This window comes from Streptomyces sp. NPDC007983, from assembly GCF_042958345.1.
GTDB lineage: Bacteria > Actinomycetota > Actinomycetes > Streptomycetales > Streptomycetaceae > Streptomyces.
This window is the reverse complement of the sequence record NZ_JBIBJI010000002.1, coordinates 799,266-820,066: the sequence shown is the minus strand read 5'-3', so window position 1 is coordinate 820,066 and position 20,801 is coordinate 799,266. Positions and strand designations below refer to the sequence as shown.

19 protein-coding genes are annotated in these 20,801 nt (G+C 71.9%); 3 read left to right on the top strand and 16 right to left on the bottom strand.

From position 1 onward, the window contains the following. Nucleotides 1–114: 114 nt before the first annotated feature. Entirely contained in the window at nucleotides 115–474 is a 360-nt protein-coding gene (locus ACFZCY_RS08140) for a chorismate mutase (protein WP_055554365.1), read from the bottom strand. Between the two features lie 216 nt (nucleotides 475–690). Here ACFZCY_RS08140 and ACFZCY_RS08135 point away from each other — a divergent pair, with 216 nt between their 5' ends. After that, complete coding sequence (locus ACFZCY_RS08135) at nucleotides 691–1,068, top strand: VOC family protein (RefSeq protein WP_391170172.1); 378 nt, start codon at nucleotides 691–693, stop codon at nucleotides 1,066–1,068. A 58-nt stretch (nucleotides 1,069–1,126) separates the two neighbouring features. Here ACFZCY_RS08135 and ACFZCY_RS08130 read toward each other — a convergent pair whose 3' ends face one another. Beyond that, complete coding sequence (locus ACFZCY_RS08130; protein ID WP_391170171.1) at nucleotides 1,127–1,924, bottom strand: trypsin-like serine protease; 798 nt, start codon at nucleotides 1,922–1,924, stop codon at nucleotides 1,127–1,129. Nucleotides 1,925–2,183: 259 nt separating this feature from the next. Between ACFZCY_RS08130 and ACFZCY_RS08125 the strand changes: the two genes are divergently transcribed. After that, complete coding sequence (locus tag ACFZCY_RS08125) at nucleotides 2,184–3,023, top strand: hypothetical protein (protein ID WP_391170436.1); 840 nt, start codon at nucleotides 2,184–2,186, stop codon at nucleotides 3,021–3,023. A 59-nt stretch (nucleotides 3,024–3,082) separates the two neighbouring features. After that, entirely contained in the window at nucleotides 3,083–3,556 is a 474-nt protein-coding gene (locus ACFZCY_RS08120; RefSeq protein WP_391170170.1) for a TIGR03618 family F420-dependent PPOX class oxidoreductase, read from the top strand. Between the two features lies 1 nt (nucleotide 3,557). Here ACFZCY_RS08120 and ACFZCY_RS08115 read toward each other — a convergent pair whose 3' ends face one another. The 14 genes from ACFZCY_RS08115 to trpC all read right to left on the bottom strand — a co-directional run bounded on the left by ACFZCY_RS08115 (nucleotide 3,558) and on the right by trpC (nucleotide 20,736). Beyond that, a complete protein-coding gene (locus ACFZCY_RS08115; RefSeq protein ID WP_391170169.1) occupies nucleotides 3,558–5,039 on the bottom strand; it encodes a glycosyltransferase family 39 protein in 1,482 nt (493 codons plus the stop codon). Beyond that, nucleotides 5,036–5,848: a hypothetical protein gene (locus ACFZCY_RS08110; RefSeq protein WP_391170168.1), complete on the bottom strand. Its 813-nt coding sequence runs from the start codon at nucleotides 5,846–5,848 to the stop codon at nucleotides 5,036–5,038. The genes ACFZCY_RS08115 and ACFZCY_RS08110 overlap by 4 nt, the downstream gene beginning before the upstream one ends. After that, nucleotides 5,845–6,876 (bottom strand): translation initiation factor IF-2, encoded by a 1,032-nt coding sequence (locus tag ACFZCY_RS08105; protein WP_391170167.1) that lies wholly within the window; start codon nucleotides 6,874–6,876, stop codon nucleotides 5,845–5,847. The genes ACFZCY_RS08110 and ACFZCY_RS08105 overlap by 4 nt, the downstream gene beginning before the upstream one ends. Then, nucleotides 6,873–7,781, bottom strand: coding sequence for an ATP-binding cassette domain-containing protein (locus ACFZCY_RS08100; protein ID WP_391170166.1), 909 nt, complete (start codon nucleotides 7,779–7,781; stop codon nucleotides 6,873–6,875). Before ACFZCY_RS08100 ends, ACFZCY_RS08105 begins: the two co-directional genes overlap by 4 nt. Nucleotides 7,782–7,783: 2 nt before the next feature. Beyond that, complete coding sequence (locus tag ACFZCY_RS08095) at nucleotides 7,784–8,224, bottom strand: GntR family transcriptional regulator (RefSeq protein WP_391170165.1); 441 nt, start codon at nucleotides 8,222–8,224, stop codon at nucleotides 7,784–7,786. A gap of 176 nt (nucleotides 8,225–8,400) precedes the next feature. Continuing rightward, nucleotides 8,401–9,861 carry a glutamate synthase small subunit gene (locus tag ACFZCY_RS08090; RefSeq protein WP_391170164.1) on the bottom strand — a complete coding sequence of 487 codons (1,461 nt, stop codon included), beginning with the start codon at nucleotides 9,859–9,861 and terminating at the stop codon, nucleotides 8,401–8,403. Continuing rightward, complete coding sequence (gltB, locus tag ACFZCY_RS08085) at nucleotides 9,854–14,365, bottom strand: glutamate synthase large subunit (RefSeq protein WP_391170434.1); 4,512 nt, start codon at nucleotides 14,363–14,365, stop codon at nucleotides 9,854–9,856. The genes ACFZCY_RS08090 and gltB overlap by 8 nt, the downstream gene beginning before the upstream one ends. Nucleotides 14,366–14,701: 336 nt before the next feature. Continuing rightward, nucleotides 14,702–15,433: a VIT1/CCC1 transporter family protein gene (locus ACFZCY_RS08080; RefSeq protein ID WP_391170163.1), complete on the bottom strand. Its 732-nt coding sequence runs from the start codon at nucleotides 15,431–15,433 to the stop codon at nucleotides 14,702–14,704. Nucleotides 15,434–15,608: 175 nt separating this feature from the next. Further along, nucleotides 15,609–16,613 carry a prolipoprotein diacylglyceryl transferase gene (gene lgt / locus ACFZCY_RS08075; RefSeq protein WP_391170162.1) on the bottom strand — a complete coding sequence of 335 codons (1,005 nt, stop codon included), beginning with the start codon at nucleotides 16,611–16,613 and terminating at the stop codon, nucleotides 15,609–15,611. A 72-nt stretch (nucleotides 16,614–16,685) separates the two neighbouring features. Continuing rightward, nucleotides 16,686–17,462: a thioredoxin domain-containing protein gene (locus ACFZCY_RS08070; protein WP_391170161.1), complete on the bottom strand. Its 777-nt coding sequence runs from the start codon at nucleotides 17,460–17,462 to the stop codon at nucleotides 16,686–16,688. A gap of 67 nt (nucleotides 17,463–17,529) precedes the next feature. Continuing rightward, nucleotides 17,530–18,345, bottom strand: a complete 816-nt coding sequence (gene trpA / locus ACFZCY_RS08065) for a tryptophan synthase subunit alpha (RefSeq protein WP_391170160.1) — start codon at nucleotides 18,343–18,345, stop codon at nucleotides 17,530–17,532. Further along, the gene (gene trpB, locus ACFZCY_RS08060; RefSeq protein ID WP_391170159.1) at nucleotides 18,345–19,580 is read right to left on the bottom strand and encodes a tryptophan synthase subunit beta; all 1,236 of its coding nucleotides are present in this window, start codon (nucleotides 19,578–19,580) and stop codon (nucleotides 18,345–18,347) included. Before trpB ends, trpA begins: the two co-directional genes overlap by 1 nt. A 203-nt stretch (nucleotides 19,581–19,783) precedes the next feature. Continuing rightward, a complete protein-coding gene (gene trpM / locus ACFZCY_RS08055) occupies nucleotides 19,784–19,921 on the bottom strand; it encodes a tryptophan biosynthesis modulator TrpM (protein ID WP_391170158.1) in 138 nt (45 codons plus the stop codon). A 5-nt stretch (nucleotides 19,922–19,926) separates the two neighbouring features. Beyond that, entirely contained in the window at nucleotides 19,927–20,736 is an 810-nt protein-coding gene (gene trpC, locus ACFZCY_RS08050; RefSeq protein ID WP_391170157.1) for an indole-3-glycerol phosphate synthase TrpC, read from the bottom strand. Between the last annotated feature and the right edge of the window lie 65 nt (nucleotides 20,737–20,801).

Sequence of the window (20,801 nt, the reverse complement as noted above, 5' to 3'; positions counted from 1 at the left end):
CCGGCGGTGGGCGGCACACGGGTGTTCAGGGTCTGCCGGGTGCGGGCGCGGACGGGGGCGCACCACCGGTGTGCGCCCGTGCCGTACGCCCGGCGGGCGGGGTCCGCGCCGGGCTCAGGAGCGCGCGATCGTCTCGTGGTGGCGGATGACCTCGGCGATGATGAAGTTGAGCAGCTTCTCGGCGAAAGCGGGATCGAGTTTGGCGCTTTCCGCCAGTTCGCGCAGCCGGGTGATCTGGCGGGCCTCGCGGGCGGGGTCGGCCGGGGGAAGCTTGTGGGCGGCCTTGAGGTGACCGACCTGCTGGGTGCACTTGAAGCGCTCGGCGAGCATGTGGACCACGGCCGCGTCGATGTTGTCGATGCTGTCGCGCAGCCGGGCCAGCTCGGCACGTACGGCGTTCTCCGCCTCGTCGGTCGTGCTGGTCGGGTCCGGCTGGCCGGGGCGGTCGGCGGGGTCGGTCTCGCGGTGCGTCATGGCCCCCGACCCTATGTCAGCGGGACCGGAACCTCCGCTCCGGGACCGCCCCGCCCCCGGTGGGGGGTTGTGAAGGGGACGGGGCGCTCTCCCCGGAGCGCGCTGCCCCCGGTGCAGCGTCTCCACCCTGCATGAGCCGTAAACGCGAGACGGGGTTCCTTCTGCGCCGGGATTTTCGCCGCCGGGTGTGTCTGCGCCGGGCGTTAGGGTCACGGCATGATCGCGACGCTTCAGTGCACCGTCATCGACTGTCCGGACCCCGCCGCGCTGGCCGCCTTCTACGGCGCGATCCTGGGGTGGCGGGTGGATGACAGCGACCCGGAATGGGCGACCCTGACCTCGGCGGACGGGCAGCGGATCGCCTTCCAGCTGGCGCTGGACCACCAGCCGCCGCGCTGGCCGGACCCGGCGCGTCCGCAACAGATGCATCTGGACTTCGACGTGCCGACGATCGAGGACGCGGAGCGGGCGCAGCGGGAGGTGATCGCGCTGGGGGCGACGTTCCTGCACGACAGCCGCGGGGAGCGGTCGGGCTTCCGGGTCTTCAGCGACCCGGCCGGGCACCCGTTCTGCCTCTGCTACGGACAGATGTGACCGGGGCCCGGCCCGGCGGCGTGTGCCGTGCCGGGCCGGGCCGCGTACGTGGGGTGGGTCAGCCGCCGAGCTGGGACGCCGCGGTCTTGATGTTCTGGGCGAAGGTGCTCACCTCGGTGTAGACACCGGGCTTGCCGGGCCGGGCGCAGCCGTCGCCCCAGCTGACGATGCCGACCTGGATCCACTGACCGGCGTCGTCCTTGCGGAACATCGGGCCGCCGGAGTCGCCCTGGCAGGTGTCGACGCCGCCGGTGTCCATCTTGCCCGCGCAGATCTCCTCGCCGGGGACGAGTTCGTCGTACGCCGACCCGCAGGTGGCGTCGTCGACGAACGGCACGGTGGCCTTGAGCAGGTAGCGCTGCTGGGCGCCGCCCTCGCGGGCCGCGCCCCACCCGGCGACGGTGAAGTCGCCCTTGTTGTACGCGGTGGTCTCGGCGATCTTCAGCGTGGGCTGGTTGATCGGCTTGGCGAGCTTGATGAGGGCCCAGTCCTTGCCGGTGCCGTTGTAGCCGGGGGCCTGCAGGACGCGGGTGGACTTGACCTTGACGGCGCTGGAGCTCTGGAGGTCGACGACGCCCGCGGTGGCGGTGATGGAGGTGTTGGCGCCGCTGCCGTCCACGCAGTGGGCGGCGGTGAGCACGATGTCCTGGGTGTAGAGCGCGCCGCCACAGCCCATGGAGAGCCGGACCATGAAGGGGAATTCACCCTGGGCGGCGCGGGTGCCGCCGACGACGGAGGGGCCGGGCTCGGGGCCGGTGGGCTGGGCCGTCGCGGTGCCCGGGGTGAGGCTGAACGCGGCGAGGGCGACCGCGCCGAGGGCCGCGGATCTCTTCAGGTGGTTCAGAACGTTTCGCAACGGAAGTCCTCTCGTGGGGGGTTGCGCAAAAATGTCAGGCCCATGCCAAATGGCAAGGCCTGCGTATGCCCTGCGATTATGTGAAGTCCGCGAACAGCCTGACAAGAGTGGCGTTCCGGCCAAGCGCCCGTCCGGCCGCTGCCCGCGCCCCGCCACCACCGCCCCGCGCGGCCTCCGCGCCGCCGCGCCCGGCCGCCCGTACAGTGGGCACGTGGCGGCACCGGGCAGCGACATCGAACACGGCTATCCGCACCTGGACATGGTCCGGGCCGCGATCACCGCGCTCTACCGGCGGCTCTCCCGCGACACGGTGGACACCTTCGGGCTCAGCGTGGCCCCCGGCGACGTCGCCTTCGCCGACCAGGACGATCTGCATCTGGGCGTCCAGCGGGTGGCCCGGGTGATGGTCAAGCACATGCGGCTGCCGGACGCCCGGATGATCGTGAGCTTCCGCGAGATGCGGCACGCGGGGAACGTGGAGCTGGCGGCCGGGCCGGAGTACTTCATCGAGCTGAACTCCCGCTTCAAGACCCACCGCCGCGACATCGGGGCGGCCCTCGCCCACGAGGTCACCCACGTGTATCTGCACCGGCTCGACCTGGCCTTCCCCGGCACCCGCGACAACGAGATCCTCACCGACACCGCCGCCGCCTACCTCGGCACCGGCTGGCTGCTGCTCGACGCGTACCGCCAGGACGCGGTCACCAGCCAGAAGCTGGGCTATCTGACGCCGGAGGAGTTCGGCTACGTCCTCGCCAAGCGGGCCCGGCTCTTCGGCGAGGACCCGGCCCCCTGGTTCACCAGCCCGCAGGCGTACGAGGCGTACACCAAGGGGCTGGAGCTGGCCCGGCGCGACGAACGGCAGCCGCCGCTCGTCGCGGCCGGGTGGACGGGCCGCCACCGGTACGCCAGGGACCGCCGTTCGGCCCAGTCCGGTCACCCCTCCCCCACCGGCGGCGACTACGCCTTCGAAAGCGGTCCGCCGTTCAGCGTGTCGTTCCCCTGCCCGACCTGCCGTCAGCGCATTCGGCTCCCGGTGCGCGGCAGGCTGCGGGCGCGCTGCGGACTGTGCCGTACGGTCCTGGAGTGCGACACCTGAGCGACCGTGACGGGGGCGGGGCGACGCCGGGGCGCACTCCACGTCGTACCCTCGCCTGCATGAGCCCCTCCATCGCCACCAACACCCGTGTCGCCCGGGACGAGCTGCTGGAGTTCGTCCGCCCGCGCCACCGCGCCATCCTGATGACCCGCCGGACCGACGGCTCCCCGCAGGCCTCCCCGCTGACCTGCGGCGTCGACGACTCGGGCCGTATCGTCATGTCCACCTACCCCGAGCGGGCCAAGGTCCGCAACGCCAAGCGCGACACGGCCGTCAGCCTGATCGTGCTGTCCGACGAGTGGAACGGCCCGTGGGTCCAGATCGACGGCACCGCCGAGGTGATCGACACCCCCGACTCGGTCGAACCGCTGGTCGAGTACTACCGCAACATCGCCGGTGAGCACCCGGACTGGGACGAGTACCGCTCGGCGATGCGCAAGCAGGGCAAGTCGCTGATCCGGGTCACGCCCGAGCGCTGGGGCCCGATCGCCACCGGCGGCTTCCCCGCCCGGCTGGTGGAGGGCGACAAGTGAATCAGCAGCGGCCGGGGCGCCCGTAGAGCACGATCCGCATCCCGGTGACGTCCCTGACGGTGCATCGGTGGAAGTACCGCGCCAGCACCTCGCGCTTCACCCGCTCCTGCGGGGTGCCGTCCAGCGGCCGGCCAGGCGGGTCGTTCACCGTGACGATCCGCCCGGCCGTCAGCATCCGGGCGCGGATGGCGGGCGCGGGCAGCTCGATGCCGTGCAGGGTGCCCGAGGGGATCGCGTGCCGGGCCAGGGCCAGTTCCATCAGGCCCCGGAAGTCCGCCGGGCTGGACATGATCGGCTCGCGGCGGCGGGCGGGCAGGAAGAGCGCCCCGTCGCCGGGCCGGGTCAGCTCCCGTACGGCACGGGCCGCCGCCACGGTGTCGTCGAGTCTGCTCCGCGGGGTGCGCAGCTGCGCCGAGTACGGCAGCAGGGCGGCCACGGCCAGCACCGCCAGTCCCCCGGCCACCACCCGAGGGGCGGGGACGAGGCGCGGCAGCCGGTCCAGCGCCGCGCCCAGCAGCAGCGCGAGGCCGACGTACGCGTACAGCACATACCGGTCGACGTAGAGCGGATGCACATACGACGCCGCGATCAGCGTCGCCGGGGGTACGAGCAGCAGCGGCAGCGCGAGCGCGCGCAGCGGCAGCGGCCCCCGGGAGGCCAGCGGGGCGCGGGCGCAGCCGAGCCCGGCCAGCGCGAGCACGCCGAAGCCGAGCAGTTCCGGCGGGCCGGGGTACGGGATCCAGCCGACCAGGGCGGCCTGCTGCTCGCTGACGATCACCAGCGGCGACAGGACGACGGCCACCACGGAGGCCGCCCGGCCCCACGCCCAGCCGACCGCCGCGGGCACCCGGGCCCGGTGGAGCGCGACCCCATGGGCGAGGACGGCCAGGACCGCGAACTCGTGCAGCAGGCAGGCCAGCGACGTGACCGCCGCGTACGCCGTCCAGGTCCGTTTGCGGGGCCGGGCCACCGCGCTCAGCAGCAGATGGGTGGAGCCGATGACGACGGCGCAGACCAGCGCGTAGGAGCGGCCCTCCTGCGCATACCGCTGCACCGCCGGGGCCAGCGGGAACACCAGCCCGGCGGCGAGCCCGGCCCGGGGGCCGGCCAGCCGGTGCCCGAGCAGTCCCACCCCGGCGGCCGCGGCCGCCGTCGCCAGCACCGACGGCAGCCGCAGCGCGAGCAGTCCGCCGTCCCAGAGGGTGAACACGGCGTGCATGAGGAGGTAGTAGAGGCCGTGCGCGACATCGGCGTTGCCGAGCAGCCGGACGATCTCGGGCACGTCGCGGTGGGCGATCTGATACGTCGTCGACTCGTCCCGCCACATGCTGTCCCCGCGGCGGATCCCCCACAGCCCGAGCGCGAGCGCCAGCGCGGCCGGGGCCAGGGTGACCAGAGACGGCCGGATGACCGGGCGCGGCCGCGTCGCGTCGCGGGTGCGCGGGGCGGCGACGGGCGCGGTGAGCGTATGGCTCTGGCTCATGCGGGGCGCCGCCGGATCCGCCATACGCAGCAGGCGGCGAGCGCGGCGGCCAGCGCCAGGCACAGCCCGGCCTGGGTCCACTGCACAGCCCAGAACGCGCCGGGCCGGGGGCGCGGGCGCAGCGCGCCCAGGGCGTAGAGGAGACCGGTGGTGACGGCGAGGGTGGCGGCCATGGCGGGCAGGGTGCGCGCGATGAGCAGTCCGAGCGCCGTGCCGAGGAAGAAGGACAGCACGGTGAGCGCGACGGCGGCCGGTCCCACGGCGTCGAAGGGCACGGTGGCGTACCGGTCGAGGTGCGCGAACTGGCCGCGTGCGGGCCACCACCACCAGGTGAAGAGCGCGGACAGGACCGCGGCGCCCGCCACGGCGGCGGTGAGCGGGAGGGCGAGCATCGCGGCGAACCAGCGGGTTCGGCCCGCCGACTGGGACCACACCAGCTGGTGCGTACCGCTCTCCAGCTCGCGCGCGAGCAGCGGGGCGGCGGTGAAGGTGCCGACCAGGATCGGGACCGCGAGCAGCAGCCGTCCGGTCTGCAGCAGCGGTGTGCGGTAGGCGTCTAGGCGTTCGTACGCGTCGCGCAGCGGGCCGGGGGCGCCCTCGGGTGTCAGCCGCGTGCCGTGGCACGGGTTCTGCCAGATGCGGCAGCCCGCGATGCCCTGGTCGCGCAGCAGGGAGACCATGCCCGCGCGCTGGTGGACCACGTACCCGGCGAGGGCGAGGAGCAGCGCTCCCCCGGCGGCGAGGGTGGCCCGGTGCCGCCGCCAGGCCAGCCACAGCAGACCGCGGGTGGTGGTGACGGTGCCGGTCATGCCGCCGCCTTTCCGGTGGGCCGCCGCCGGATCCACCGGACGCAGAACGCGGCGAGGGCGAGGGCGGCGGCGAGACAGATCCCGGCCTGGATCCACTGCAGGGGCCAGAAGTGGCTCGCGGGGTGGATGTCCTCATAGTGCCGTCCGGTGGAGCCGAGACGGGTGAAGCAACTGACCATCGCGTCCGCGCCGTCGGCGAGCGAGCAGCGGTCCCACGGGATCTTCTGCCCGGACCGGGTGAGATAGCCGTGGCCAATGCCGCGCCAGGAGGTGTAGAAGACGTGCCGTGGGATGGCGCCGAAGTCGCCGTGGGCGTTGGAGACCAGGGTCCGCGTGGGCATCAGATTCGGCCGCAGCGCACCCAGGCCGTACAGCACGCCCACCGTGGCGGCCAGGGTCGCCGCCATGGCTGGCAGGGTCCGCCGGATCACCAGCCCGAGCGCCGCGCCGAGCAGGAAGCAGAGCGCGGTGAGGGAGACCAGCGCGGGTCCGGAGGCGTCGAAGGGTACGGCGGTGCCCCAGGCCACGTCGGTGACGGTGATGGCGCGGGCGGTCCGCCACCACCAGGTGTAGAGGGCGGCCAGGACCGCGGTGCCCGCCAGGAGGGCGGCGGTGGGGAGGGCCAGCTTGGCGGCGAGCCAGCGGGTCCGGGAGACGGACTGGGTCCACACCAGCCGGTACGTACCGCTCTCCAGCTCCCGCGCGATCAGCGGCGCGCCGGCGAAGACACCGGCCACCACGGGCAGCGCGAGGAGCAGCCGTCCGGTGCCGAGCAGGCGCGGCCGGTAGGTGTCGTAGACGTGGAAGTACGCGTCGGCCAGTGGGCCCGAGCCCCGTTCACCCGTTATCCGCTTGCCGTGGCAGTACGTGCGCCAGTCCGCGCAGCCGTCGATGCCGTGGTCGCGCAGATAGCCGGCCATCTCGACGCGCTGCCACACGATGTACGCGGCGATCGCCACGACCAGCGCGGCGAAGGTCCACAGGAAGGCGCGCTGCTGCCGCCGGACCAGCCATATCACTCCGGTCACCCCTTCGCTCCGGTGATCAGCGGCGGGGCGTCGGGCGAGCGCAGATAGCCGAGGAGGACGTCCTCCAGGGACGGTTCGCGGACGATCCAGCCGTCCCCGACGGGGGTGGCCGCGGGCCGTATCAGGGCGGTGAGCTGACGTCCCGTCGTACGCCGTTCGACCACCGTGTGGCCGCCGGTGCCCGGGTCGGAGCCGTCGCGCGGGCCGGTGATCAGGCGGTGGGCGGACTGGATGGCGTCGCTGTCGCCCGCCAGCCGGACGCGGCCGTCGCCGATGAGCAGCAGATGGTCGCAGACGCCGTCGAGTTCGGCGAGCACATGGGTGGAGATGACGACGGTGGTGCCGTGTTCGGCGGCCTCGGCCATCAGGGCGCCCATCATGCGGCGGCGGCGCAGCGGGTCCTGGTCGGACATGGGTTCGTCGAGGAGCAGCAGTTCGGCCCGTTTGCCGAGGGCGAGGGCCAGGGCGACGCAGGTGCGCTGACCGCCGGAGAGCGAGCCGACGCGGGCGGACAGCGGGACGTCGGCCTCGGCCACGATCCGTTCGGCGGCCCGCTGGTCCCAGCGGGGGTTGAGTTCGCGGCCCAGGCGCAGGGTGTCGGCGACGGTGAAGCGCGGATAGAGCGGCTTCTCCTGGGCGACGAAGGCGATGCGGGCGCGGGCCTCGGGCGCCGAGGGCGCGTGGCCGAAGATCCGTAAGGTGCCGGTGGTGGGGGCCAGCAGGCCGGCGGCGAGGGAGAGCAGGGTGCTCTTGCCGGAGCCGTTGGGCCCGAGGAGGGCGCAGACGCGCCCGGCGGGCAGCCGGAAGGCGACGTCCCTCAGGGCCCAGCCGCGCCGGTACTTCCTGCCCAGCCCGGCCGCCTCCAGGGCGCTGGGCACCTCGATGTCGCCGGTTTCGTCGGTCACCGTCACCCGTTCTCCCCGTTCGCCACTGCGTTCCGACTGGTGGTGGCCTCGGTCGTACCGCCGTCGCGGAACCGCTCGTCGAGCACCGAGGTGATCAGCGCCGTCACGTCCTCGCGGTCGAGTCCGGCGGCGCGGGCCCGGTCCGCCCAGGCGGCCAGTTCGGCGCGCAGGGGTGAGTCGGCGGCGGCCTCGGGGCGGGCAAGGGAGCGGCGTACGAAGGTGCCGAGGCCCGGTCGCGGCTCGACCAGCCCTTCGCGCTCCAGCTCGCGGTAGGCCTTCAGGACGGTGTTGGGGTTGATGGCGGTGGCCGTGACGACCGCCTTGGCGGTGGGCAGCCGGTCGCCGGGCTGCAGCAGGCCGAGCCGCAGCGCCTGTTTGGTCTGCTGGACGATCTGCAGATAGGTGGCGACGCCGCTGTGCCGGTCGATGTGGTACTCGACCATCCCCTCACCACCCTTTCACTAATCAGTTAGTGGAATGATGGTGCGATGGGCCTGAGGGAATGTCAATCGGGGGACCCGGCGGGAAACGCCACGCGGCGCCCGCCCCCGGTCGGGTGGGGGAGGCGCCGCGCGGCCGGTCCGTACGCCGTTGTACGGGCGGAGACCTGGAAGGACTGTCAGACCATGAGGGCCCGGTCGGTGGGGCGGATCGGGGCGGGCAGGGCGCTGGCCCCGGCCAGGTAGCGGTCCACGCCGCGCGCCGCGGAGCGGCCCTCGGCGATGGCCCAGACGATCAGCGACTGGCCACGGCCCGCGTCACCGGCGACGAAGACACCCGGCACGTTGGTGGCGAAGTCGGCGTCGCGCGCGACGTTGCCGCGCTCGTCCAGCTCCAGGCCGAACTGCTCGACGAGGCCGTTCTCCCGGTCGGTGCCGGTGAAGCCCATGGCCAGGGTGACCAGCTGGGCCGGGATCTTCCGCTCGGTGCCCGGCTTCTGCTCCAGCTTGCCGTCCTTGAACTCCACCTCGATCAGGTGCAGCCACTGGACGTTGCCGTCCTCGTCGCCCTCGAAGTGGGTGGTGGAGACGGAGTAGATCCGCTCGCCGCCCTCCTCGTGCGCCGAGGTGACCTTGTAGAGCATCGGGAAGGTGGGCCATGGCTGGCCCGCCGCGCGCTCCTCGCCCGGCTTGGGCATGATCTCCAGCTGGGTGACGGAGGCGGCGCCCTGCCGGTGGGCGGTGCCGACGCAGTCGGCGCCGGTGTCACCGCCGCCGATCACCACGACGTGCTTGCCCTCGGCGGTGATGGGGGGCGTTGTGAGGTCACCCTCCTGCACCTTGTTGGCGAGCGGCAGGTACTCCATCGCGAAGTGGATGCCGTTCAGCTCGCGGCCCGGGACCTTCAGGTCGCGGGAGGTGGTGGCACCGGCCGCGATCACGACGGCGTCGTACCGCTTGCGCAGCTTGGCCGCGTCGATGTCGCGCCCGATCTCCGTCTCGGTGCGGAACTTGGTGCCCTCCGCGCGCATCTGCTCGATGCGGCGGTTGATGTGGCGCTTCTCCATCTTGAACTCGGGGATGCCGTAGCGCAGCAGCCCGCCGATGCGGTCGGCCCGCTCGTAGACGGCGACCGTGTGCCCGGCGCGGGTCAGCTGCTGGGCGGCGGCGAGCCCCGCCGGGCCCGAGCCGATGACGGCGACGGTCTTGCCGCTGAGCCGCTCGGGGGGCTGCGGGGTGACGTCGCCCGAGTCCCACGCCTTGTCGATGATGGTGACCTCGACGTTCTTGATGGTCACCGCGGGCTGGTTGATGCCGAGGACACACGCGGACTCGCACGGGGCGGGGCACAGCCGCCCCGTGAACTCCGGGAAGTTGTTGGTCGCGTGCAGCCGCTCGCTGGCCTCGCGCCAGTCCTCGCGGTAGGCGTAGTCGTTCCACTCGGGGATGAGGTTTCCGAGCGGACAGCCGTTGTGGCAGAACGGGATGCCGCAGTCCATGCACCGGCCGGCCTGCTTGCTGATGATCGGCAGCAGCGAACCGGGGACGTAGACCTCGTTCCAGTCCTTGACCCGCTCGTCCACCGGACGCGTCTTCGCGACCTCGCGGTCGGTGGTCAGGAAGCCCTTGGGGTCAGCCATTGGTCGCCGCCTCCATCATCTTCTCGGTGGTCTCGGACTCGGAGAGTCCGGCTCGCTCGGCGGCGTCCTTGGCGGCGAGCACGGCCTGGTACGTAGCGGGGATGATCTTGCTGAAGCGGGTCAGGGCGCGGTCCCAGTCGTCGAGCAGCGCGGCCGCGACGGTGGAGCCGGTCTCCTCCTGGTGGCGGCGCACAGCGTCGTGCAGCCACTGCTTGTCGGTGTCGTCCAGCTCACCGAGGGCATCGAGGAGAGCGCCGTTGACGTTGTCCCGGTCGAGGTCGATGACGTACGCGATGCCACCGGACATCCCGGCCGCGAAGTTGCGCCCGGTCGGGCCGAGGACGACGGCCCGGCCGCCGGTCATGTACTCGCAGCCGTGGTCGCCCACGCCCTCGGAGATCACGGTCGCGCCCGAGTTGCGGACGCAGAACCGCTCGCCGACCTTGCCGCGCAGGTACATCTCGCCGCCGGTCGCGCCGTACGCGAGGGTATTGCCCGCGATGGTCGAGTACTCGGCGAGGTGGTCGGCGCCCCGGTCCGGGCGGACGATCACGCGGCCGCCGGACAGGCCCTTGCCGACGTAGTCGTTGGCGTCGCCCTCCAGCCGCAGCGTGACCCCGTGGGGCACGAACGCGCCGAAGGACTGGCCGGCCGAGCCGGTGAAGGTGATGTCGATGGTGTCGTCCGGCAGGCCCGCGCCGCCGAACTTCCGGGTCACCTCGTGGCCGAGCATGGTGCCGACGGTCCGGTTGATGTTGCGGATCGCGACCTGGGCCCGGACCGGCTGGGCGGCCTCGGCGGAGTCGGCGTTCAGCGCGTCAGCCGCGAGCTTGATCAGCTCGTTGTCCAGGGCCTTCGCCAGGCCGTGGTCCTGCTCGACCACCTGGTGGCGGACCGCGCCATCCGGCAGCTCGGGGACGTACAGCAGCGGGCCGAGGTCCAGGCCCTGCGCCTTCCAGTGCCGCACGGCCCGGCTGGTGTCCAGCAGCTCGGCGTGGCCGATGGCCTCGTCGAGGGTGCGGAAGCCCAGCTCGGCGAGGAGTTCGCGGACCTCCTCGGCGATGAACCGGAAGAAGTTGACCACGAACTCGGCCTGGCCGCTGTAGCGCTCGCGCAGCACCGGGTTCTGGGTGGCGATGCCGACCGGGCAGGTGTCCAGGTGGCACACGCGCATCATCACGCAGCCGGAGACGACCAGCGGCGCGGTCGCGAAGCCGAACTCCTCGGCGCCGAGCAGCGCGGCGATCACCACGTCGCGGCCGGTCTTCAGCTGGCCGTCGGTCTGCACGACGATGCGGTCGCGCAACCCGTTGAGCAGCAGCGTCTGCTGGGTCTCGGCGAGACCCAGCTCCCAGGGGCCGCCCGCGTGCTTGAGCGAGGTGAGCGGCGAGGCGCCGGTGCCGCCGTCGTGGCCGGAGATCAGCACGACATCGGCGTGGGCCTTGGAGACGCCCGCGGCCACGGTGCCGACGCCGACCTCGGAGACCAGCTTGACGTGAATGCGCGCCTTGGGGTTGGCGTTCTTCAGGTCGTGGATCAGCTGGGCGAGGTCCTCGATGGAGTAGATGTCGTGGTGCGGCGGCGGGGAGATCAGGCCGACGCCGGGCGTCGAGTGCCGGGTCTTCGCCACCCACGGGTACACCTTGTGGCCGGGCAGCTGGCCGCCCTCGCCGGGCTTGGCGCCCTGCGCCATCTTGATCTGGATGTCATCGGAGTTGACCAGGTATTCGCTGGTCACGCCGAAGCGGCCGGAGGCGACCTGCTTGATGGCGGAGCGCCGCGCCGGGTCGTGCAGCCGCTCGGAGTCCTCGCCGCCCTCACCGGTGTTGGACTTGCCGCCCAGCTGGTTCATGGCGATGGCCAGGGTCTCGTGCGCCTCCTGGGAGATGGAGCCGTAGCTCATGGCGCCGGTCGAGAACCGCTTGACGATCTCCTCGACCGACTCGACCTCCTCGATCGGGATCGAGGGCCGCTCGCCGTCCTTGAAGGAGAACAGGCCGCGCAGCGTCATCAGCCGCTCGGACTGCTCGTTCACCCGCTCGGTGTACTTCTTGAAGATGTCGTAGCGGCGCGCGCGGGTGGAGTGCTGGAGCCGGAAGACCGTCTCCGGGTCGAACAGGTGCGGCTCGCCCTCGCGCCGCCACTGGTACTCGCCGCCGATGTCCAGCGCACGGTGCGCGGAGGGGATGCCGGTGGCCGGGTACGCCTTGGCGTGCCGGGCGGCGACCTCCTTGGCGATGACGTCCAGGCCCGCGCCGCCGATCTTGGTGGCGGTGCCGTGGAAGTAGGTCTCCACGAAGGACTCGTCCAGGCCGACCGCCTCGAAGACCTGGGCGCCGCGGTAGGAGGCCACGGTGGAGATGCCCATCTTGGACATCACCTTCAGGACGCCCTTGCCGAGCGCCTTGATCAGGTTCTTGATCGCGGTCTCGGCCTCCGTCTCCGGCAGGAAGGTTCCCGCGCGGACCAGGTCCTCGACCGACTCCATCGCCAGGTACGGGTTGACGGCCGCGGCACCGTAGCCGATGAGCAGCGCGACATGGTGCACCTCGCGCACGTCGCCCGCCTCGACCAGCAGCCCCACCTGGGTGCGCTGCTTGGTGCGGATGAGGTGGTGGTGGACCGCGGAGGTGAGCAGCAGCGAGGGGATCGGCGCGTGCTCGGCGTCGGAGTGGCGGTCGGAGAGCACGATCAGCCGGGCGCCGTCCTCGATGGCGGCCTCCGCCTCGGCGCAGATCTCGGCCAGCCGTGCGGCGAGTGCGTCGCCACCGCCGCCGACCCGGTAGAGACCGGAGAGGTTGGCGGCCTGCAGGCCCGGCATGTCGCCGTCGGCGTTGATGTGGATGAGCTTGGCCAGCTCATCGTTGTCGATCACCGGGAAGGGCAGGGTGACGCTGCGGCAGGAGGCCGCGGTGGGCTCCAGCAGATTGCCCTGCGGGCCCAGCGAGGAGATCAGCGAGGTGACCAGCTCCTCGCGGATCGCGTCCAGCGGCGGGTTGGTGACCTGCGCGAACAGCTGGGTGAAGTAGTCGAACAGCAGCCGCGGCCGGTCGGAGAGGGCGGCGATCGGCGAGTCCGTGCCCATCGAGCCGATCGGCTCGGCGCCGGCCTTGGCCATCGGCGCGAGCAGGACCCGCAGCTCCTCCTCGGTGTAGCCAAAGGTCTGCTGGCGGCGGGTGACCGAGGCGTGGGTGTGCACGATGTGCTCACGCTCGGGCAGGTCCGCCAGGTCGATCAGCCCGGCCTCCAGCCAGTCGCCGTACGGCTGCTCGGTGGCCAGCTCGGCCTTGATCTCGTCGTCCTCGATGATCCGGTGCTCGGCGGTGTCCACCAGGAACATCCGGCCCGGCTGCAGCCGGCCCTTGCGGACCACCTTGGCCGGGTCGATGTCCAGGACGCCGACCTCGGAGGACAGCACGACCAGCCCGTCGTCGGTGACCCAGTAGCGCCCGGGCCGCAGACCGTTGCGGTCCAGCACGGCGCCGACCTGGGTGCCGTCGGTGAAGGTGACACAGGCCGGGCCGTCCCAGGGCTCCATCATCGTGGAGTGGTACTGGTAGAAGGCGCGCCGGGCCGGGTCCATCGAGGGGTGGTTCTCCCACGCCTCGGGGACCATCATCAGCACCGAGTGCGGCAGCGAGCGGCCGCCGAGGTGCAGCAGCTCAAGGACCTCGTCGAAGGTCGCGGAGTCGGAGGCGTCCGGGGTGCAGAGCGGGAAGATCCGGTCCAGCCCCTTCTCCCCGAACAGGTCGCTGACCAGCTGGGATTCGCGTGCCCGCATCCAGTTGCGGTTACCCTGCACGGTGTTGATCTCACCGTTGTGGGCGACGAAGCGGTACGGGTGGGCCAGCGGCCAGCTCGGGAAGGTGTTCGTGGAGAACCGGGAGTGGACCAGCGCGATGGCCGTGGCGAAACGGCGGTCGGACAGATCCGGGAAGAACGGCTCCAGCTGACCGGTGGTCAGCATCCCCTTGTACACCAGGGTGCGGGAGGACAGCGACGGGAAGTACACGTCGGCCTCGCGCTCGGCGCGCTTGCGCAGCATGAACGCCTTGCGGTCCAGGGCCAGCCCGCTGCTGGTCCCGTCCGCGACGAAGAGCTGACGGAAGGCGGGCATGGTGGTGCGCGCGCCGTTGCCCAGCAGCTCGGGCGCGACCGGCACCTCGCGCCAGCCGAGGACGGTCAGCTCCTCCTCGGCGGCGAGCCGCTCGATGTGCTCCGCGGCCGCCTCGTCCCCTGTCTCGGGGAGGAACGCGATGCCCACGGCGTACGAACCGGCCTCGGGAAGCTCGAAGTCGGTCACGTCCCGCAGGAAGGCGTCCGGGACCTGTACGAGAATGCCCGCGCCGTCACCCGAGTCGGGCTCCGAACCGGTGGCTCCGCGGTGCTCAAGGTTCCGTAGAACGGTGAGAGCCTGCTCAACGAGCTCGTGGCTGGCCTCGCCGGTGAGGGTCGCCACAAAGCCGACGCCACAGGCGTCGTGCTCATTGCGCGGGTCGTACATCCCCTGTCGGGCGGGGTGGGATGCGGAACGCATCGGCTCTCCCGTCGTCGTCATGGCATTTTGCGTGTGCCGAGGGACGACGTTGGCCCTCCGCGAGAATTTCGTGCAGGTTACATGATGAGCCGGTTCTCGGGAAGTGGATATTCCGTTTCACCATGCGGACACCCCTGCACGGGGGTGAGTCGGGCGATGGGGACTGTTCGACCACCGTCGCCCCGGCGCGAGACGGGCCACACTGCCCGAGCGCTTCGGCTTTATGCCCGCTGGTAAACGGATCGAAACCGCCGAGTAACAGCGTAATTATGCGGTTACTCGCATGAGAGGCCGGCCGAGGGGTCAGCCTACGGCCGTACCGAAGAATGTGCCCAGGGCATATGTCACACCCGCCGCCGCGCCGCCCAGCGCGAGCTGCCGCAGTCCGCTGTACCACCAGGGCCGGGCCGTCACCCGGGCCACCACCGCACCGCAGGCGAACAGGCCGATCAGCGCCAGCAGCACCGCGGGCCACAGCGCCACCGCGCCCAGCAGATACGGCAGCACCGGCAGCATCGCGCCCAGCGCGAACGAGCCGAACGAGGACACCGCGGCGACCAGCGGCGACGGCAGATCGTCCGGATTCACCCCCAGCTCCTCGCGGGCGTGTATCTCCAGCGCCTGCTCCGGATCCTTCGACAGCTGCGCGGCCACCTCGCGGGCCAGCGCCGGCTTCACGCCCCGCGACTCGTACAGCGCCGCCAGCTCCGCCATCTCGTCCGCGGGATGCTTGCGCAGCTCACGCCGCTCGACCTCCAGCTCGGCCTCGACCAGCTCGCGCTGGGAGGCGACGGAGGTGTACTCACCGGCCGCCATCGAGAACGCACCTGCGGCGAGCCCCGCCAGCCCGGTGATCACGATGGTCTGCCGGTCCACGGCCCCGCCGGCGACTCCGGTCATCAGCGCGAGGTTGGAGACCAGCCCGTCCATGGCCCCGAAGACGGCCGGGCGCAGCCAGCCGCCGTTCACATCCCGGTGCGTGTGGTTGTCGCGGTGGGCGATATGCGGTGACTCGATGGTGTCGATGACGGACATAGGTGACGTGCTCCCTTCGCGGGCGCAAGCCTGCCGCCCGCGCCCCAATGACTCGAAGGTAGCCACGCGATCCCTTGTCGCGCCAGCAAGGAAGGCCGAACTTACCCTTCTGACCTGCGAAAACGTAAAAAGGCCGCCGAAACCCGAGGGGTTCGGCGGCCTCGTGGCGCGGGTGTCAGGGCTTCTTGGTGGCCTCCGCCTCGGCGGGGGCCTCCGCCTCGCCACCGCCCCCGGCCTGTGTCTCGCTCTCGGCCTTCGTCCCGGGCTCGGCCTTCGTCCCGGCCTCGGCCGTCGTCCCGCCGTCGGTCTCGGCCTCGGCTTCGGTGGCCTCCGCGGCATCCCCCGCCGCGCCGTCCTCCACCGCGGCGGGTTCGACGACCGCCTCCCGGCCGGGGGCCTTCTTCGCGGAGATCACCAGGTACGCCACCGCGCCCAGGAAGACGACGATGGCCGTCCAGCCGTTGAGCCGCAGGCCCAGGAAGTGGTGGGCCTCGTCCACCCGCAGGTATTCGGTCCAGAAGCGCCCGACGGTGTAGGCGGCCACATAGAGGGCAAACGCCCGGCCATGGCCCAGCTTGAAGCGGCGGTCCGCCCAGATCACCAGGAGCGCCACGCCGACGCACCACAGCGACTCGTACAGGAACGTCGGGTGGTACGTACCGGCGACGCGCCCGGTGTCCGGGTCGGCGTCGATCTTCAGCGCCCAGGGCAGGGTGGTCGGCTTGCCGTACAGCTCCTGGTTGAACCAGTTGCCCCAGCGGCCGATCGCCTGGGCGAAGGCGATACCGGGCGCGATCGCGTCCGCGTACGCCGGGAGCGGGATGCCGCGGCGGCGGCAGCCGATCCAGGCGCCCACCGCGCCGAGCGCGATCGCCCCCCAGATCCCCAGGCCGCCCTGCCAGATCTTGAAGGCGTCGACCCAGTCCCGGCCCGCGGTGAAGTACAGCTCGTAGTCGGTGATGACGTGATAGAGCCGCCCTCCCACCAGGCCGAAGGGCACCGCCCAGACGGCGATGTCGGCAACGGTGCCGACCTGGCCGCCGCGGGCGACCCAGCGCCGACCACCGAGCCAGACGGCGACGAAAACGCCGATGATGATGCAGAACGCGTAGCCGCGCAGCGGGATCGGACCGAGGTGGATCACGCCGGAAGACGGGCTGGGAATGTAAGCGAGGTTCATGACAGGGTCGACGCTACCGTGCCGGGCGGCGGATCCGGCAACCTGCCCGGCACAACGTGTGGATAACGGGTCTCAGCCCTTGGCCGCCGCGGCGACCATCCGCTTCAGCTTGTTGGGCGACAGCGGGGTCTTCGGACCGTAAATCGACTTTCCGTCGAGCAATACGGTCGGAGTCGAAGCGAAACCGGCACGGTTGAAGTCGGCGTGGGACTTCCTGACCCATCCGTCGTGCCGGCCGTCCTCGACACACTTCTTGAACGCCGCCGTGTTCAGCCCGGGCACCTTGTCCGCCAGCCGGATCAGCCTGGCGTTCTTCGCGTACGCGTCCCGGGTCTCCTCCGGCTGGTTCCGGAACAGCACGTCGTGGTACGCCCGGAACTTCCCCGCGTCCTGGGCACACGCGGCCGCGTTCGCCGCGCGCACCGAGCCGGTGCCGCCCAGGTTGCCGTCGATGATGGCCACGAGGTGGTACCGCACCCGCATCCGGCCGCGGTCCTCCAGCTGGTTCACGGTCCGGTGGAAGACGTCCTCGAACTGCTTGCAGCCGGGGCAGCGGAAGTCCTCGTACACGGTCAGGGTGGCCGGGGCGGCCCGCTTCCCGGCCGGAATGACCAGATCGCCCTTCCCCGTCGCGCCCCGGGGCGGCTCGGCGGAGCTGCCCGACTTCCCCGAGTCCTGGTTCACCTTGGTCGCGAACACGCCCACACCGCCGGCCACCGCGAGGACGGCGACCACCGCCCCGGCCACGCCGAGCGTCCGCTTCCGCTTGCCGCGCGCCCTGTCCTTCTCGCGCTGTTCCCGCAGTCGCTCCCGGGCGCTGCGCTTTCCCTCACGGTTTTTCTGGCTCACGCCCTCGCCTAACGAGGCGGAGGGGCACCGCTCGGCCCCTCCGCCCCGTTTTCCCTCTAACGAGGGACTAACGAGCGGTCCTGACGCCCTCCGCCAGCTCGCCCGCGAGCCGGCGCACGCCGTCCAGCCCGGCCTCCGGGCTCTCGGCGTCCAGCAGCCGCTTCACGAAGGCCGAGCCCACGATGACCCCGTCCGCGAACGCGGCGACCTCGGCCGCCTGCGCGGGGTTGGAGACCCCGAGGCCCACGCACACCGGCAGCGCGGTGGTCGCACGGGTGCGCGTGACCAGCTCGCGCGCCTCCTGTCCCACCGATTCCCTCGTTCCGGTGACGCCCATCAGGGACGCGGCGTAGACGAAGCCGCTGCCCGCCGCCGTGATCTTCGCCAGCCGCTCGTCCCGGCTGCTCGGCGCGACCACGAAGACCGTGGCCAGCCCGTGCTGCTCGGCGGCCTTCCGCCACACCTCGGACTCCTCGACCGGCAGATCCGGCAGGATGCACCCGGCGCCGCCCACCGCGGCCAGATCCGCGGCGAAGCGCTCGACGCCGTACCGGTCGACGGGGTTCCAGTAGGTCATGCACAGGATCGGCGCGCCCGTAGCGGCGTGCACCTCCCCGACCGTCCGGATCACGTCGCGGATCTTCACCCCGCCCTTGAGGGCGATGTCGTCCGCGGTCTGGATCACCGGCCCGTCCAGCACCGGGTCGCTGTGCGGCAGCCCGACCTCGACGACGTCGCAGCCGCCCTCGATCATGGCGGTCATCGCGGCCACGCCGCCGTCCACGGTCGGGAAACCGGCGGGCAGGTAGCCGACGAGCGCCGCGCGGTCCTCGTCCTTGGCCTTGGCCAGTACGGACCCCAGCAGCTCCAGATTTCCGGCCATCACTTGGCTCCCTCGTCGTACAGCCCGAAATACCGCGCCGCGGTGTCCATGTCCTTGTCGCCCCGCCCGGACAGGTTCACCAGCACCAGCCCCTCACTGCCCAGCTCCCGCCCGAGGTCCAGCGCCCCGGCCAGCGCGTGCGCGCTCTCGATCGCCGGGATGATCCCCTCGGTCCGCGAGAGCAGCCGCAGCGCCTGCATCGCCTGGTCGTCCGTGACGGCCCGGTACTCGGCCCGCCCGGCGTCCTTCAGATAGGCGTGCTCGGGGCCGACCCCGGGGTAGTCAAGACCGGCCGAGATCGAGTACGGCTCGGTGATCTGCCCGTCCTCGTCCTGCAGCACGTACGAGCGCGACCCGTGCAGAATCCCGGGCTCGCCCTGGCTCAGCGTCGCGGCGTGCTCACCGGACTCCACGCCGTGCCCGGCGGGCTCGAACCCGACGATGCGCACGCTCTCGTCCGGCAGGAACGCGTGGAACAGCCCGATCGCGTTCGACCCGCCGCCCACGCACGCCGCCACCGCGTCCGGCAGCCGCCCGGTCCGCTCCAGGATCTGCCGCCGCGCCTCCACGCCGATCACCCGGTGGAAGTCCCGCACCAGCGCCGGGAACGGATGCGGCCCGGCGACGGTCCCGAACAGGTAGTGCGTACGGTCCACATTGGCGACCCAGTCGCGGAACGCCTCGTTGATGGCGTCCTTCAGCGTCCTGCTGCCCGACTTCACGGCGATGACCTCGGCGCCCAGCATCCGCATCCGCGCCACGTTGAGCGCCTGCCGCTCGGTGTCGACCTCGCCCATGTAGATCGTGCAGTCGAGCCCGAACAGCGCACACGCGGTCGCCGTGGCCACCCCGTGCTGGCCCGCGCCGGTCTCGGCGATGACCCGGGTCTTGCCCATGCGCCGGGTGAGCAGGGCCTGCCCCAGCACGTTGTTGATCTTGTGCGATCCGGTGTGGTTCAGGTCCTCCCGCTTCAGGAAGACACGGGCACCCCCGGCATGCTCGGCGAACCGCGGCACCTCGGTCAGGGCACTGGGCCGCCCCGTGTAGTTGACCAGCAGATCCTCGAGCTCGGCGGCGAAGGCCGGGTCGGCCTTCGCCTTGGCGTACTCCGTGGCGACCTCATCGACCGCGGCGACGAGCGCCTCGGGGATGAACTTGCCGCCGAACGCACCGAAATACCCCTCGGTGCTGGGGACCTGACCCTCGGGGTCCGGAATGAAGAAATCAGAGGACATCAGACGTACTCCGCGAAGTCGTGATGCACGGAACGGCCCACCGGACGGGTGGCCGCCTACGAAACGGGAGGGGACGGGGTCGCGGGGCGCCTGGACGCCGACGTGGACGCAGCGGTGCCGTGGCACCGCGCTGTCAGCGCATACGGCAACGCACCGTCAGCGCACCGGCGACGAACCCCGGCGCACCCCGCGACACCCCGTCATCAACGCCATCGGCGCCCGTTGACCTGTCCCGGCTCGCATCCGATGTGATAGCGCACGCGACGCCCCCGCACCCGCCGGGCGGGTGCGCGGCAACCCCGGGGGCGGCACCCCCGCGCCAGGCGCGCGAACACGTCCATGATCCTCAGTCCCGCCCGTGCCGCAGCGCCGGATGAGCGCCCGCCGCCACCAGATCGGCGACCGCGCCCTTGGGGTCGCGGCCCGTCACCAGGGACTCCCCCACCAGCACCGCGTCCGCGCCGTCGTTCGCGTAGGCGATCAGGTCGTGCGGCCCGCGCACACCCGATTCCGCGATCTTGACGATGTGGTCCGGGATCTCCGGCGCGACCCGCGCGAAGTTCCCCCGGTCCACCTCCAGCGTCTTCAGGTTGCGCGCGTTGACGCCGATCAGCCGCGCCCCGGCGGCCACCGCCCGCTCGACCTCGTCCTCGTCGTGCACCTCGACCAGCGGGGTCAGCCCGATCGACTCGGCCCGCTCGATCAGCGAGACCAGCGCGTCCTGCGGCAGCGCGGCCACGATCAGCAGCACCACGTCGGCGCCGTACGCCCGTGCCTCCCACAGCTGGTAGGAGGTGACGATGAAGTCCTTGCGCAGCACCGGGATGTCGACCTTGGCCCGGACGGCCTCCAGGTCGGCCAGCGATCCGCCGAAGCGCCGCTGCTCGGTGAGCACGCTGATGACCGACGCGCCGCCCGCCTCGTAGTCGGCGGCGAGCGCGGCCGGGTCGGCGATCGCGGCGAGCGCGCCCTTGGACGGGCTGGACCGCTTGACCTCGCAGATCACCTTGACGCTGTCGCCCTTGAGGGCCGCCACGCCGTCCTTCGCCGGCTGGGCCCTGGCCGCCCGCTCCTTGAGCTCGTCGAGGGTGACGCGCGCCTGCCGCTCCGCGAGGTCGGCACGGACACCCTCGATGATCTCGTCGAGCACACTCACGCGAGCGGCCCCCTTCCGGGACGGGGATGGAGCTTCTGGTCGAATGCGATGGTAGCTGTCGAAGG